Below are 14,945 nucleotides of genomic sequence, written 5' to 3'. Positions count from 1 at the left end.
TATGGAGTCTGAATTCTGGCACAATTGTTGGCAACAACAACGTATTGGTTTCCATCAACAGGACATTCACCCGCTGTTGCCAATAGTGTTTTCACAACTGAATTGGCAACCGTCTGGCGCAATTTTTGCGCCTTTATGTGGTAAAAGTCTGGATTTGTGGTGGTTATCTCAGCACAGCAAGGTTATAGGGGCTGAACTTTCTGCATTGGCCTGTCAGCAGTTTTATCAGGATCAGGCTCAGTCATTTGCAGTCTCAACACAAGGCCAGTTCCAGCGTTTTAGTCATCCCGCTGTGGATATTTGGCAAGGCGACTATTTTGACCTGAAGCAAGAGCAACTAGGTGATATAGGGCTGATTTATGACAGGGCTGCCTTCATAGCTTTACCTTTGCAAATGCGCATTGACTATGTAAAACAATTAAAATACTTATGTCCAGGACCTGTTTCATTGTTACTGCTTAGTCTGGAGTATCCACAAGAGGAAATGTCTGGCCCGCCGTTTTCGGTGACTGAGTGTGCAGTCAGGCAGTTATTTGATTTCGCTGCCTCTGTTGAACTTCTGGCGATACGAAATCTGACCGGACGACCTTTTGCGCAGCGCCAGTTTAAGGTCAGTCATCTGATCGAAAAGGCATTTTGGATTTGCTGGTGAGTTAAGACGATAAAAAACGCCGCATGAAGCGGCGTTTTATGTGCATGGAAGGACGGTATGTTGCAACTGTCGGGAAGGTTGTTGCGACGATTTCCTTTATTAACTGTTTCTGCCCGCGTCCGGATTGTTAAAACAAGCTTCATCAAACTGATTTTCGCTTTTGGCAACCAGACAAGACACCATCGCATCACCTGTAATATTGACGGCGGTACGGGTCATATCCAATAAACGGTCGACACCAATAATCAGGGCAATACCTTCGACAGGTAAACCCACCTGCTGTAACACCATTGCCAGCATAATTAAACCTACACCTGGGACGCCAGCTGTGCCTATCGACGCTAAAGTGGCCGTCAGGATCACCATCAGGTAATCCATAGTGGTTAACTCAATCTGAAACACCTGAGCAATAAAAACAGTAGCCACACCCTGCATAATAGCAGTTCCATCCATATTGATAGTGGCGCCTAAAGGGATGGTGAAGGATGCTATATTGTTGCTTACCCCAAGTTTTTTCGTGGTCGTTTCCATATTCACCGGAATAGTAGCGTTGCTGCTGGACATGCTAAAAGCAAACAAAGCGGCGTCTTTCATTTTTCTGAAAAACATGAACGGATTTAAGCGGCCAAAAATCGAGATAAAACCGCCATAGACGATAAAACCATGAAAACACAATACAAAAAGCACAGTACCAAAATACCAACCCAGACTTTCTAAATCCTTTAAATCTAATGTGGTAAAGAGTTTCGCCATCAGGAAAAACACACCATAAGGGGCTAAAGCCATCATAAAGCTAACCAGCTTCATAACCACTTCATTTAGATCATTAAACAAAGCCCGCACTCTGGAACCTGCTTCTCCTGTTAACGCTACAGCTAAACCAAAGAGTACTGAAAACACAATGATTTGCAGCATTTCCCCTTTCGCCATGGCCTCAACCGGGTTGCTTGGGAACATATTGATAAAAACCTGAGTAATAGAAGGCGCTTGTTGCACACTAAATTGTGTATCAGAGGTCATCTGAACTCCGGCACCAGGTGATACCAAAATTGCGAAAAATATGGCAATGGCAATGGCGATAGCTGTGGTCAGAATATAAAGACCAACCGACTTACCGCCCAATCGGCCTAACGTACTGCCGTCACTTAATGAGCTGGTGCCGCAGACCAGTGAAACAAAGACCAAAGGGACAACCAGCATTTTTAAGCTTGCAACAAAAATTTGTCCACCAGCATGAAAAATACCGTCCACAAAAAATGCCCGTAGGCCCAGTTCTGCACCAAACAAACTCAAAGTTCGTTCTGCTTCACCTGCCAACAGGAATTTAAAGAATGCGCCAACCAGAATACCCAGCGCCATGCCGATCAGAATACGTGGGGTAAGACCTAATTTCTTTTTTGCAGTCATTTTTTATCTTTTATTTGCCCGAAAAATGCCGCTTAGCCTACCAGTTTGTGAGCCAAAAGAAAAACTGCAACTGAGGGAATTATTTTACGCCTTGGCTTAGCCCGTTCCTTAAGTTTCTACTAAGCTAGAGTAATTACAATAAGTTAGTGCATCCAATGGAGAATCCAGATGCTCAGAATCCGCTGCTACTTTGCTATCATCGTTTTGGCGTTATTAGCTGCATGTGGAGGAGGTGGCGGCACTATCAGTGACGATGACGGCGGTGAAACGACCGAAGTGATCAGCATCCGTCTGGCTTTAAGTACTGGATCGGGTGTCGCTTCAGTGGAGCTAAGCAAAGCACAACCTCTGACCTTAACTGCCACCTTGTCCTCATCCACTGGCAGGTCTATGGCGGGGCAGTTGATTAGTTTTAGTGTCAATGATGAGTTATTAGCTGGTTTTAATAATCAAGCGGGCACAGCTCAGACCAATGGCGACGGTGTCGCAACTATTGGGGTTCTGGTTGGCTCTAAAAGTGGTGCTGGTAACATCACCGCTACTTTAACAGGCGGGCAATCCGCTACTGTTAGTTTTACATCCGCAGGAGATGCAGATGATGTTGCGCCGGAAGAGCCCGTCGGATCGCTACGCCTTATTGCAGATAACTTGCAGCTAGGGTCGGGTGGAACGGCGCAAGTGGCTTTATCAGCCGTGGTTTTAGATTCCAATAACATATTACAACCCGGTGTCGCAGTGCAGTTCGCTGCCAGTTCGGGTGAATTACAGGTGGTTAGTGCATTAACAGAAGCGGATGGCGTCGCCAAAGCCACCTTATCAAGCAGTGTGGACTCATCATTACGCACAATCACTGTAACGGCATCTGTCGGTGATAAAACCGCGACGGTCGAGGTTGATGTGGTTGGTACCTCAATTTTAATCAGTGCTCCCCGTTCTATGGTGTTGTCTGATGAAGTGACTATGACTGCTGATTTAACTAACTTTGATGGCAAAGGTATCCAGGGCCAAACCCTAACCATCAGCTCCGCTTTAGCAAATCCAATAACCAGTAGTTCTCTGGTTACATCAGGGAATAGTGGTCGTGTATCTTTTAATTACAAAGCTTCTCAAGGCGGCACGGATGAGATCCGGGTGACAGGGCTAGGCGCTACGGCCATTGCGCCTGTTATTATTCAGTCTGATCAGTTCAGTTTTCTAAATACCGAAGTGATTGAAGTGCCACTTGGAACCGAACAACAGCTCAGCTTAGAGTGGTTGGTGAATAATTTACCTAATGCAGCTAAAGCGCTGAACTTTACAACAACCCGAGGACAGGTTGGGGTAATGACGGGTAACCTGACTCAGATTTCTGTCGATCAGACCACCAATGCTCAGGGGCTAGCTACAGTATTAGTCGCATCTGATTTCGCTGGATTTGCCAATATTTCTGCGACTGAGATCCGCGCCGGTGCTACTGATCTGTTGACGACTCAAACTCAGGTTGAGTTTATTGCGACAGTGCCGGATAACATCACAGTCTCGGCATTTCCGGCACAACTGGGACCTGGTGAGCAAAGTGTGGTGCGTGCCGTAGTTCGGGATCAAAATAATAATCCGGTGAAAAATCGCTCTGTTGCCTTTACATTAGACGGAGCCCCTGGTGGGTTGATTGATCCTGCTACCGCTATTACAGACTCTCAGGGGCTTGCCAGTACAGTGTTTACCGCTGATAACACTACGGGCGCTGGCAGTGGTGCGAATCTGAATGTGACAGCAACGGTACTGAATACCACACCTGCCGTGAGTGCGAATACGCCTGTCGCTGTTGGGACCAGAACCTTGTTTTTCCGTTTTGGTACAGGTAATTCTATACAATCGCCCAGTAATTCTTTGTTTGCGCAAGAGTTCTCAATACTGGTGACTGACTCGTCAGGTAATTCTGTTGCTGGACAGGAGCTGAATGTTTCTGTTGTGCCTGTCAGCTATAACAAAGGTTCCTGGGTCGCTGTACCCGATTTGGCAGATTTCGAATACTGGGACGATGTGATTAGCAGCCCGACCTGTCAGAGTGAGGATATAAATAACAACGGGATTTTGGACCAGGGGGAGGACTTCAACGCTGACGGGCAGTTAACACCTGGTAACGTCGCCTCAGTGCCCCGAACTGTGCAGGCGGACGAAAATGGTATAGCAACTTTTGATTTAACTTATACCAAAGATATTGCACCATGGACCAGAGTCATGATTTCTGTAACGGGTTTTGCTGAGGGGACCGAAAACATCGCAAGTCGTGAATACCGTACTTTGGTTTCAGGTGAATATACCTCAGATGAAACTGCAGCTCCGGCTCGCAACCCCTTTGGTGAAGGAGCGCTTTGCAGCGATACTGACTAAATTTGGTATAACGACAGATCAGAGCTGCGGTAAATGACTGAACACATAAAAAAGGCGGAATTAAATTCCGCCTTTTTGCGTGTTGTTCTGATTAATCGCGTTGGAACTGATAAACAGAACCCAGTTTTAAGATTTGAGTCAGTTCATCAAGCGCCTGACGACTTTCAATCAACAGCTGTGGATCGGCTAAGTCGGCTTCGCTGATCTGGTCGCGATAGTGTGTATCCACCCACTGATTTAACCGGACAAATAAACTCTCGTTCATCAGCACCGCCGGATTGACAGCCTGATGTTCCGCTTCACTCATGGCCACACGCAAGCGCAGACAGGCCGGTCCACCGCCATTTTGCATACTTTGTTTTACGTCAAAATAATGCACCTGACGGATAGGCGTGCCACGTCCTGTCAACTGTTCCAGATAGGCGGAGACCGTTGCACTGTCGCGACATTCTGTTGGCGCAATAATCGCCATGTCGCCGTTGGCCAAAGTCACCAGTTGAGTGTTAAACAGATAGGTCTTCACCGCTTCAGAAACCGATACTTCTGAAGTTTTCACTTCAATAAAATGCAAATCTGCAGCAGAGCCAAATTTACGACGAATTTCGTCCAGCTTAACTTGTGTATCGACAAAAGCCTGTTCGTGGAAAAACAGTACGTTTTGGTTACCCACTGCAATCACGTCATTGTGAAAGACGCCCTGATCGATCACATCTGGATTTTGTTGCATCATCACGGCAGCATTTTCTGATAAACCGTGCAAACGAGCGACTGCCTCACAGGCTTCCAGTGTATGGCGGGCAGGAAAACGTTTAGGTGCAGGCTTTGAAGAATCAAAGGCATAGCGACCATACACAAAAAGCTCTACGCCAGCTTTACCATAATCACTACATAAACGGGTATGGTTGGCTGCGCCTTCGTCACCAAAGTGATCGTTATCCGGCAAATGCTGATGATGCGCAAAATACTTGTCATCACTAAACATAGCTTTGAGGATCCGGCCCGTGGTTAAAGGCTCCAGTGAGCGGTGAAACTTATTGGTTAAGTTAGCCGGCGTAAAATGAATTTTACCGTCGGCAGTATCTGCACTGGGTGAAATAGTTGCGGCGTTGGCCGTCCACATACTGGAGGCTGAACAGACGGCTTTGAGCACTGCGGGCGCTTGTTTTGCCGCTTTGCTTATCACTTCACTGTCTGTTCCGGTAAAACCCAGACGTCTTAATGTATAAACGTCAGGCCTTTCCTGTGGTGCCAGCACACCTTGTATTAAACCCAGTTCAGACAAAGATTTCATCTTCTGTAAGCCCTGCTTAGCGGCTTGTTTTGGGCTGGAGGTGTTTTTGGCGTTATTGAGAGAGGCAACATTACCGATAGATAATCCGGCATAGTTGTGCGTCGGCCCGACGAGGCCGTCAAAGTTTGCTTCAAAGAACTTCATTTTTGTTTTATTCCTTCATTTTTGGGAAGGGGCACTGCTTTTATTGTTATTGCGGCCGTTGCTTCATTTTTTTCACTGGGCACTGAAAGCGGCAGCGTTTAAGGCTGTCACTGCAGTGATTCAGGGAAACTAACCTGCGTACTTATCGTCATAGTGTGGTTGCCAGCCGTTTAGCTTGCCTCTTTACTGTGACTTTTATCACTTTATGCAGGACCCGCTGTTTTATTCAGCGAAAAGTCACTAAATTGTGACCTTCTGGCATAATAATGAACTTATTCTCTTGTCACAACTTGAGTTTACGGATATACGTTAAAAAAGAAGTGCCCTGTGGCACGTTAAAAGGTCAGGGATCTCAATCATAAAATGGCGAAATCACTAGTCATAGTCGAATCACCAGCGAAAGCTAAAACCATTAATAAGTACCTTGGAAACGATTTTATCGTCAAATCCAGCGTCGGTCATATTCGCGATCTGCCAACGAGCAGCAGCAAAGATAAAGTCAAAGAAGACAAGACCAAGCTTAGCAAAGAGCAAAAAGAGTATCAGGCTCTCGTTGAACGTATGGGTATAGATCCAAACAACAACTGGCAAGCCCGCTACGAAATTCTGCCTGGCAAAGAAAAGGTCGTCAAAGAGTTGAAAGCTCTGGCTGAAAAAGCAGATACCGTCTATCTGGCAACGGACTTAGACCGTGAAGGGGAGGCGATTGCCTGGCACCTTCAGGAAATTATTGGTGGCGAACATCAAAAGTTTAAGCGGGTTGTGTTTAACGAAATCACCCAAAATGCCATCAAAAACGCCTTCGTTGAACCAGGTGAAGTGAATCAGCATCGTGTCAATGCGCAGCAAGCCCGTCGCTTTCTGGACCGTGTTGTGGGTTTTATGGTCTCGCCCTTGTTATGGAAAAAAGTGGCCAGAGGGTTATCTGCTGGTCGCGTCCAATCTGTTGCTGTGCGTTTAGTGGTTGAACGTGAGCGTGAAATTAAAGCTTTTGTGCCTGAAGAATACTGGACAGTTGCTGCGGATACACAAACCAAAACGGGTGTGGCACTGCAACTTGAGGTGGCTAAACAAGCCGGCAAAGCGTTTAAGCCTGAGAATAAAGCTCAAACGGATGCTGCTGTGGCTTTGTTACAAAAAGCCAGTTACAGCGTCACAGACCGTGAAGACAAGCCATCGAGCAGCAAAGCTCAGGCGCCTTTTATTACGTCGACCTTACAGCAGGCCGCCAGTACCCGTTTAGGTTATGGTGTGAAAAAGACCATGATGCTGGCGCAGCGTTTATACGAAGCCGGCCATATTACCTATATGCGTACCGATTCGACCAACTTGAGTGTGGATGCATTAACAGCGTGCCGCTCGTACATCGAGCAGAATTTTGGCGCGAAGTACCTGCCAGAGCAGCCATTAAGTTATGGTAGCAAAGCCAATGCCCAGGAAGCGCACGAGGCCATTCGTCCTTCTGATGTTTTTGTACTGGCGAGTAGCCTGCAGGATATGGAGGCTGATGCCCGTAAGCTGTACGAACTGATTTGGCGTCAGTTTGTTGCCTGTCAGATGCCCTCAGCTCAGTACGATGTCACGACCATTACGGTCTCAGCCGCTGACTTTGAATTAAAAGCCAAAGGCAGGGTACTACGTTTTGATGGCTGGACTAAAGTACAGCCGGCACAAAAACGCAAAGACGAAGAAGAGCTGGTGTTGCCGGATGTGAAGCCTGGCGAAAACCTGCAGCTGGAACAGTTAGTGCCAGCTCAGCATTTCACTAAACCACCAGCCCGTTTTAGTGAAGCCAGTTTGGTTAAAGAACTGGAAAAGCGTGGCATAGGGCGTCCTTCGACTTACGCGGCTATTATTTCAACCATTCAGGAACGTGGTTATGTCAAAGTGGATAATCGTCGTTTCTATGCTGAAAAAATGGGTGAAATAGTCACAGACCGTCTAGTCGAGAACTTCAGCGATTTAATGAGTTACGATTTTACCGCCAATATGGAAGTCCGGCTGGATGATATAGCCCAGGGTGAACTGCAATGGCGCAAGGTGTTGGATCAGTTTTATGGTGATTTTTCTACTCAGTTAAAAACAGCTGAAGCTGACCCGGAACAAGGAGGCATGCGCACCAATCAGTTTGTTTTAACTGATATTGCCTGCCCAACCTGTGGCCGTCAGATGGGGATTCGAACTGCATCTACTGGCGTATTTTTAGGCTGCTCAGGCTACAATCTGCCGCCAAAAGAGCGTTGTACAACGACGATGAATCTGACCCCCGGTGATGATGCGGTCGAAGTCGCTGATGATGACGAATTAGAGACAGAAGTGCTGCGTCACAAAAAGCGCTGTGCTAAATGCGGTACTGCTATGGATCATTACCTGATTGATGAGCATCGTAAGCTCTATGTTTGTGGTAATAATCCTGGTTGTGACGGTTATTTAGTTGAATCCGGTGTATTTAAACTCAAAGGCTATGACGGCCCACTGATTGAATGTGAAAAGTGTGGCTCAGATATGCAGCTCAAATCAGGTCGTTTTGGTAAATACTTTGGGTGTACCAACGATGCCTGTAAAAACACCCGTAAGCTGTTGAAAAATGGTGAAGCTGCGCCACCTAAAGAAGATCCGGTGCATTTGCCTGAACTTAAATGCGAAAAGTCAGATACCTATTTTGTCCTGCGTGATGGCGCTGCAGGTTTATTCCTTGCTGCCGCTACTTTTCCTAAATCGAGGGAGACACGAGCGCCATTAGTGTCTGAGCTGGCTCGCTTTAAAGATCGTATCATGCCAAAGTTTCACTATCTGGCAGAGGCTCCAGCAGCAGATGCTGCTGGAAATCCGACTATTATCCGCTGGAGTCGTAAGACCAAGCAGCAGTATGTAATGACGGAAAAAGATGGTAAAGCCACAGGCTGGTCCGCTTGGTATGAAAATGGCCATTGGGTTGTAACGAAAGAAAAAGCGAAGTAATTTTGGTGTTATAAAAAAGGCGCTTAGGCGCCTTTTTTACTGTCTGAGTAACTCTACTCAAAGTCATTGGCGTTGCAGCGCGGCGACAAGGGATTGAGACCCCAGGAGCATAGCTACCTATGTGACTGGGACGAGAGCACGCAGTCAACAAAGCTGCAGCTTCGGGCTGAAGGGGATATCCCCAAAGTTATTGGAGTTGCAGCGCGGCGACAAGGGATTGAGACCCCAGGAGCATAGCTACCTATGTGACTGGGGGGAGAGCACGCAGTCAACGAAGCTGCAGCTTCAAGGACGAAGGGGAGTTACCACTTACGTTTAGGGGCGAATAGCACATCCAAATCGTTATTTTCCTGCTCTGCTTTTTTCTGTCTGTCACGCAGGTTGCCTTCTTTTAATTCAGTTGCAATATCTTCCAGGATTGTCATGACTTCACTTTTACGATTGGTAATGTAGTCATCGGCATGAGCGCAGTTGGACATGGTGGTCAACGCTTTTTCGTAGCATTGACGGGCAGAACCTAACATATTACCGGCGCGAGCCTGGTTACCGCGTTTAATCTGACTTTCTACATTAATACGCAGTTGCAGCATCTCCAGGCGTCGGTCTTCCTGCACTACGGTTTGAGTATCAATATTACCGCGTGCATGCTCAGCCCGCAAAATGGTGCGTAGTTTTTTTATACCCTGAATCATACTGATAATTTGTTTATCGTTATCTGGCATAGTTAAACCTTCGACGGTCATCTCACCGGCCGCACTATCATTTAATCTGGCTTCTGTTTCTCCAATGCGTTTTTTTAACTCTTTTGAATTAGGCTCCAGCTCCAGCATGGCTTTGAGTGTGACTACTATACGTTTGAGCAGCATTTGCACTATGCCTTTGGTGATAGGCACATTAGCAGCGTTCAATAGAATGTCTTCTGTGTCTTCCAGCAGCGTTCTGAGTTTGGAAAACTCAGCACGTTTAAGCGATGCCAGTCGCTCTTTGTGTTGCTGCACTGCGTTGACAATCACGGCGATAATCACCAGTGCAACAACCAACACTATGATAATAGTAAAAAGCATCCACACTCCGTTGACCCCAGGCATTCAGGGGCTTTTCTGTTAAAACTGCTATTTAGCCAGTCTGCAAAACTTCTCTGCTTTCAAAACTTGTGTACTCAAGTCAAATCATGGCAGAAACAAACTAAACATAGCTCCGCCATACAAACCACCATTACTTAAGCGAATAAAACCTGTTTTACCATGATTCTTATGTGCTTTTGCAATTAAGCTTGCAAAAAACAGGCCTAAACCAGTGCGGCCTGCGGCTAAATTTAAGTCTTTCATCAGGGTATCGGCATTTTCCAGCATAAATTCAGGATAACCCGGGCCGTCATCATGCAATTCGATAGCCAGACCATCTTCGGTCCGCTCTGCACGTAATACTAATTTACTTTTGGTATAACGTAGCGCGTTGACAAACATGTCGTTGATCAGATTGCTGATCAGATCGCTATCAAAATACCAAAGCAGATCAGAGTCAGCCTGTATTTCAATCTGAATGTTTTTTTGTGCGCTGTACATTTCATTTTTTAACTGAACTTCTTCAAATAAATCAGAAATATAATACTGATCGATTTGCAAAGGTAACTGATTTTTTTCGATGCGATACAAAGACAGTAACTGCAATAAATTAATATTCAGGCGGTTCGCTTCGTAATGAATACGGGACAACTCCTCGCGGCCATTGCCATCCAGTTGCTGCTGCTGTTGTTGCAGGTTATCAATCGACTGGATTAATAAGCACAAGGAGTTTTTCATATCATGTGCAGCAGATGCCAGCACTGTCGCAAAGTCGATGGATGAGTCTGAGCCTGACATACTGTCCCCGATGATCCCGTTGTACCGCCACTGGTGTGAACATGGCAGTTTTTTTAGTTACTATTGGTTATATATTCCAACTAAATTAAAATAAGTTGGAATATCCAAACGAATATGTATAGTGTTTATAGCATATGCCAAGAACGGATCACTGACACATGAAATTACAACAGCTACGTTACATTGTTGAAGTTCTCAATCATAACCTGAACGTCTCTGCCACAGCGGAGAGTTTATACACCTCACAGCCTGGTATCAGCAAACAGGTGCGGATGCTGGAGGATGAACTGGGTATTCAGGTGTTTGGCCGTTCAGGTAAACATTTGACCCATGTTACACCAGCCGGCAGAGATGTTATTGAAATCGCTCAACAAATACTAGGAAAAGTTGAGAGCATCAAGGCAGTCGCCAAAGAACATACCTTGCCGGATCAAGGCAAACTGAACATAGCCACTACTCATACTCAGGCTCGTTATGCATTGCCTCCGGTGATCAGCGGTTTTATGAAAAAGTTTCCGAAGGTGTCTTTGCACATGCATCAGGGGACGCCTTCACAAATTGCTGAAGCAGCGTCTCGAGGCGATGCTGATTTTGCGATAGCAACCGAGGCTATGCATTTATTTAACGATCTGGTGATGTTGCCTTGTTATCACTGGAACCGCAGTGTGATTGTACGTCACGATCACCCGCTGGCAAATTTGAACCGTAAAATTGCAGTAGAAGATGTGGCTGAACATCCGATAGTGACTTATGTCTTTGGTTTTACCGGCCGTTCTGAATTGGATCGTGCTTTTGGTGAAAAAGGTTTAGAACCTAAGATTGTATTTACAGCCACTGACGCAGACGTGATTAAAACCTATGTTCGTTTGGGTTTAGGTGTCGGTGTGATTGCCTCAATGGCGATGGATAAAGAGACTGACAAAGATCTTGTTTCCATTGATGCAAGCCATCTGTTTGCCGCATCCACCACTAAAATTGGTTTTAGAAAAGGTACATTCCTTCGTACTTATATGTATGATTTCATTGAGCGTTTTGCTCCACATTTAACCCGTGAGGTCGTGGAAAAAGCCAATATGCTGCGAAATCAGGACGATATAGACAGAATGTTTGCTAAATTTGAGCTACCCATTAAGTAGCTGCATCCGGATACGACAGAGGGCCTACTTGGCCCTTTTTTTATTTGCAGCTACAGCACAGGGCAAGCTTTTGCCACTCTGCCTGACAGACTTTTCCCCCGCCTTATCATTTGAAGGTTGCTTATATCCCTCGAGTCAAAACTTACTTTATTGTTTGCATGGACATCTAGATGTTTACATGTCTAATATCTGTGGTTATGCTAAAGCAAGTACAATGAGTTCATTGCATGATGCGTATGAAGATGACTCAAGTGAGGTATGAGGCATGATAGATTTAAAACTGCTGCGAACTTTACAGGCACTGCAACAGACCGGTACTTTGGTGGCCGCTGCTGAACAACTGTGTTTGACCCAGTCGGCGTTGTCGCATCAGCTCAAAGAGGCAGAGTCTTCGCTCGGGACGACGCTTTATCTGCGTAAAAGCCAGCCGGTGAGTTTTAGCGCACAAGGCCAGTTGTTGTTGGATTTAGCCGCACGAGTATTGCCTTTGGTCGCACAGACAGAAGCACAACTTAAAGGGAGGAGTTTAAGTGGTATTCGACTGGCTGTGGAGTGCCACGCTTGTTTTCACTGGTTAATGCCTGCTGTTAAAGCTTTTGGACTGATAGAACCGAACTGCCCAATAGAGTTTTCTGCAGAGATAGAGCACAACGCGCTGGATGCTTTATTAAGTGATGAACTGGATTTGGTGCTGACGACAGATCAACGTGATCTTCAGGGCGTTTTTTTCGAAGCTTTATTTGAAATGCAGCTTTGTCTGGGGGTGAGCACCGATCATCCGCTGGCACAGCACGCTTTTGTAGTAGCGCAGCAGCTCAGACAAGAGACTTTATTAGGCTATCCTTTACCTCTGGAGCGACAGGATTTATATCGGTACGTGTTCGCTCCCGCAGGTTTGGAAGTCAAATTCAGAACCGTAGCTCAAAGTAGTCAGATCCTGCAGTTAATTGCCGCAGGGCAGGGGGTGGCCTTGTTGCCGCGGTGGCTGATGGAGCCTTATCGAGCTCAGGGCTTGCTGGCGGTTTTACCCATAGGTGAGCAGGGCTTGTTTCGAACTATGTATGCGGCTTGTCGACAGGGGCAGCAAGAGGCGACCCCATTACGACAGTTATTGGAACAAATCAGCCAGCATCAGCCTTCGTAGGCCAGCGGGTCTGTCGCTTGGTTTAGCTCAAAAGCTTCCAGGCGTTCCTGACAGGAGCCACATTTGCCACAGGCTTTTTCACGGCCGTTGTAACAAGTCCAGGTTTTGCTGTAATCCAGCCCCATGGCTAAACCATCACGCAAAATCTCAATTTTGGTCTGGCTTAAATAAGGGCTGACAATGTCCACAGGTTCGTAGTTAGCCACCTGGCAGACATCGTTCATTTTGTGCACAAATTCAGGACGGCAATCCGGATAGATAAAATGATCGCCAGAGTGTGCGCCGTAATACACAGCGCGGGCATTCAGTGAGACGGCATAACCCACGGCGAGAGACAATAAAATCATATTGCGGTTGGGCACCACTGTCGATTTCATGGTATCTGCAGCGTAATGACCCTCGGGAATTTGGATATCTTCATGTGTACTGTCTGGCGCCATCAGGCTGGAACCTGCCAGGAGCTGATTAATGGCAGAAATATCCACCACCTTATGAGGCACGCCTAATTCTTCACAGACGTTTTTAGCACAGAGCAGTTCTTTGACATGGCGCTGGCCATAGTTAAAAGACAGGGCATAGACTTCATGTCCATCAGCTATGGCTTTGTGCAACACGGTAAATGAATCCATACCGCCGGAATAAATCACAACAACTTTTTGCGGCATCTGTTCGGCTCTCTCGCTATAATGGGCAAAATTTCGGGCGCGCATTGTACTGTATCTGAGCCCGTAGCTAAAGGAAAACCCCATAAAGTGTATAAAGTAAACGAGATTTTCGAGACCATTCAGGGTGAAGGTAGTTACACCGGTACTCCAGCTATTTTTCTGCGTTTACAAGGTTGTCCTGTAGGCTGCTCCTGGTGTGATACCAAACAGACCTGGGAAATCGATCCCGAGTTGCAATTAAGTCCTGCCGCAATTTTAGAGAAAAAAGCCGATTCTGATCATTGGTGCAGTTTAACCTCAGAGCAAATAGTGCAACTCTTTGCTGACAAAGGCTACCGTGCTAAACATGTGGTGATCACAGGTGGCGAGCCTTGTATGTATGATTTACGACCTTTGTGTGAGCTGTTGCATGCACGGGGGTTTTCAACACAGATTGAAACCAGTGGGACCTTTGAAATTCTGGCGCCTGTCAGTACCTGGGTGACTGTTTCACCTAAAATAAATATGAAAGGCGGCTACGAAGTGCTACGCACGGCGCTGGAGCGTGCCAACGAGATTAAGCACCCTGTAGCTATGGAAAAGCATATCGACGAGCTGCTGGAGCTGTTACAGGGGCTGGATTTAAGCACTACACTAGTGTACCTGCAGCCTATCAGTCAAAAAGCCAAAGCCACTCAGCTGGCTATTGAATTTTGTAAACAATACAACTGGCGCTTAAGTGTGCAGGTCCATAAGTATCTGGGTATTAATTAATCACCCCTTTAAACTGCAGCGTTGCTTTGACATATCGCTGCTCCATCTCATGTCATCCAGCCGGAGACTGCGCCGCGTGTTCATAAAGTGGTCAGTCTCTACGAGTCAATCGTCGATGTTTTTGCGTTTACGAATACAGCACATTACAGATTTACAATTCAATAATGCTGCATTAACGAGTGACAAATTAACAAGACCAGCAGCGACTTGTCTTATTAGTTTGTGTTGCATCATGTCATAGTGAGGGAGCTCTGATATTTGCTAATTTATCTATCCGAGGGAGCAGCGAGCTACCTGATATAGTAAGTCTGTAAGATTTTACAGGTTGTTAAAAAAATACAGAGTCTTATGATGTGTGTGTCGATGGCTTGCTGGCCTCGACAGACACATGAATACTTAATGGAGATCAATGATATGAATGAATTAAATTTGAATGAACTTAGTGATGTGAATGGTGGTGCGGTAGTTGCCATTCCGTTGGCTTATAAAGTTTTTGTTGCTGGCTTCACAGCTGGCTCTGGCCTGGTAATTGCTGCTTATAAGATGCTGTAAGGAGT

General features: G+C 46.1%; 12 protein-coding genes. 7 read left to right on the top strand and 5 right to left on the bottom strand.

The genetic code is table 11. From position 1 onward, the window contains the following. The first annotated feature begins 1 nt into the window (after position 1). The gene (locus IEW88_RS15490) at positions 2–652 is read left to right on the top strand and encodes a thiopurine S-methyltransferase (RefSeq protein WP_147904839.1); all 651 of its coding nucleotides are present in this window, start codon (positions 2–4) and stop codon (positions 650–652) included. A gap of 99 nt (positions 653–751) precedes the next feature. Here IEW88_RS15490 and IEW88_RS15485 read toward each other — a convergent pair whose 3' ends face one another. Next, on the bottom strand, positions 752–2,059 hold the full coding sequence (locus tag IEW88_RS15485; protein ID WP_147904838.1) for a dicarboxylate/amino acid:cation symporter: 1,308 nt from the start codon (positions 2,057–2,059) through the stop codon (positions 752–754). 168 nt (positions 2,060–2,227) lie between these two features. Here IEW88_RS15485 and IEW88_RS15480 point away from each other — a divergent pair, with 168 nt between their 5' ends. Beyond that, positions 2,228–4,432, top strand: coding sequence for an Ig-like domain-containing protein (locus IEW88_RS15480; RefSeq protein ID WP_147904837.1), 2,205 nt, complete (start codon positions 2,228–2,230; stop codon positions 4,430–4,432). Positions 4,433–4,523: 91 nt separating this feature from the next. Here the strand turns inward: IEW88_RS15480 and astB are convergent, their stop codons facing one another. After that, positions 4,524–5,867, bottom strand: a complete 1,344-nt coding sequence (gene astB / locus IEW88_RS15475) for an N-succinylarginine dihydrolase (RefSeq protein WP_147904836.1) — start codon at positions 5,865–5,867, stop codon at positions 4,524–4,526. 363 nt (positions 5,868–6,230) lie between these two features. On the opposite strand from astB, the gene topA reads away from it, so the two are divergent. Next, on the top strand, positions 6,231–8,828 hold the full coding sequence (gene topA, locus IEW88_RS15470; RefSeq protein WP_147904835.1) for a type I DNA topoisomerase: 2,598 nt from the start codon (positions 6,231–6,233) through the stop codon (positions 8,826–8,828). Between the two features lie 302 nt (positions 8,829–9,130). Here topA and IEW88_RS15465 read toward each other — a convergent pair whose 3' ends face one another. Continuing rightward, positions 9,131–9,892 (bottom strand): hypothetical protein, encoded by a 762-nt coding sequence (locus IEW88_RS15465; RefSeq protein WP_147904834.1) that lies wholly within the window; start codon positions 9,890–9,892, stop codon positions 9,131–9,133. 105 nt (positions 9,893–9,997) lie between these two features. Beyond that, positions 9,998–10,690: a sensor histidine kinase gene (locus tag IEW88_RS15460; protein ID WP_147904833.1), complete on the bottom strand. Its 693-nt coding sequence runs from the start codon at positions 10,688–10,690 to the stop codon at positions 9,998–10,000. Positions 10,691–10,848: 158 nt separating this feature from the next. Here IEW88_RS15460 and cysB point away from each other — a divergent pair, with 158 nt between their 5' ends. Further along, entirely contained in the window at positions 10,849–11,826 is a 978-nt protein-coding gene (gene cysB, locus IEW88_RS15455) for an HTH-type transcriptional regulator CysB (RefSeq protein ID WP_053424697.1), read from the top strand. A 265-nt stretch (positions 11,827–12,091) separates the two neighbouring features. Continuing rightward, on the top strand, positions 12,092–12,970 hold the full coding sequence (locus tag IEW88_RS15450) for a LysR substrate-binding domain-containing protein (RefSeq protein ID WP_147904832.1): 879 nt from the start codon (positions 12,092–12,094) through the stop codon (positions 12,968–12,970). On the opposite strand, the gene queC is transcribed toward IEW88_RS15450, so the two are convergent. Next, positions 12,958–13,635, bottom strand: coding sequence for a 7-cyano-7-deazaguanine synthase QueC (gene queC / locus IEW88_RS15445; protein WP_053424780.1), 678 nt, complete (start codon positions 13,633–13,635; stop codon positions 12,958–12,960). The two genes, IEW88_RS15450 and queC, sit on opposite strands and share 13 nt — an antisense overlap. 87 nt (positions 13,636–13,722) lie before the next feature. Between queC and queE the strand changes: the two genes are divergently transcribed. Beyond that, positions 13,723–14,388: a 7-carboxy-7-deazaguanine synthase QueE gene (queE, locus tag IEW88_RS15440; protein ID WP_147904831.1), complete on the top strand. Its 666-nt coding sequence runs from the start codon at positions 13,723–13,725 to the stop codon at positions 14,386–14,388. A 414-nt stretch (positions 14,389–14,802) separates the two neighbouring features. Beyond that, positions 14,803–14,940, top strand: a complete 138-nt coding sequence (locus IEW88_RS15435) for a hypothetical protein (protein WP_185148625.1) — start codon at positions 14,803–14,805, stop codon at positions 14,938–14,940. Positions 14,941–14,945 lie beyond the last annotated feature (5 nt).

The sequence above is a fragment of the Rheinheimera tangshanensis genome, assembly GCF_014645135.1.
Classification (GTDB): Bacteria; Pseudomonadota; Gammaproteobacteria; order Enterobacterales; family Alteromonadaceae; genus Pararheinheimera; species Pararheinheimera tangshanensis.
Note: the sequence above shows the minus strand (reverse complement) of the source record. Positions and strands in the feature narration are given on the sequence as shown.

What these genes read in the sequence shown, in the direction of transcription:
- cysB (WP_053424697.1), top strand. Translation starts at nt 10,849, where the DNA reads ATGAAATTACAACAGCTACGTTACATTGTTGAAGTTCTCAATCATAAC.
- IEW88_RS15435 (WP_185148625.1), top strand. Translation starts at nt 14,803, where the DNA reads ATGAATGAATTAAATTTGAATGAACTTAGTGATGTGAATGGTGGTGCG.
- IEW88_RS15490 (WP_147904839.1), top strand. Translation starts at nt 2, where the DNA reads ATGGAGTCTGAATTCTGGCACAATTGTTGGCAACAACAACGTATTGGT.
- queC (WP_053424780.1), bottom strand. Translation starts at nt 13,635, where the DNA reads ATGCCGCAAAAAGTTGTTGTGATTTATTCCGGCGGTATGGATTCATTT.
- IEW88_RS15460 (WP_147904833.1), bottom strand. Translation starts at nt 10,690, where the DNA reads ATGTCAGGCTCAGACTCATCCATCGACTTTGCGACAGTGCTGGCATCT.
- topA (WP_147904835.1), top strand. Translation starts at nt 6,231, where the DNA reads ATGGCGAAATCACTAGTCATAGTCGAATCACCAGCGAAAGCTAAAACC.
- IEW88_RS15480 (WP_147904837.1), top strand. Translation starts at nt 2,228, where the DNA reads ATGCTCAGAATCCGCTGCTACTTTGCTATCATCGTTTTGGCGTTATTA.
- IEW88_RS15465 (WP_147904834.1), bottom strand. Translation starts at nt 9,892, where the DNA reads ATGCTTTTTACTATTATCATAGTGTTGGTTGTTGCACTGGTGATTATC.
- astB (WP_147904836.1), bottom strand. Translation starts at nt 5,867, where the DNA reads ATGAAGTTCTTTGAAGCAAACTTTGACGGCCTCGTCGGGCCGACGCAC.
- IEW88_RS15485 (WP_147904838.1), bottom strand. Translation starts at nt 2,059, where the DNA reads ATGACTGCAAAAAAGAAATTAGGTCTTACCCCACGTATTCTGATCGGC.
- IEW88_RS15450 (WP_147904832.1), top strand. Translation starts at nt 12,092, where the DNA reads ATGATAGATTTAAAACTGCTGCGAACTTTACAGGCACTGCAACAGACC.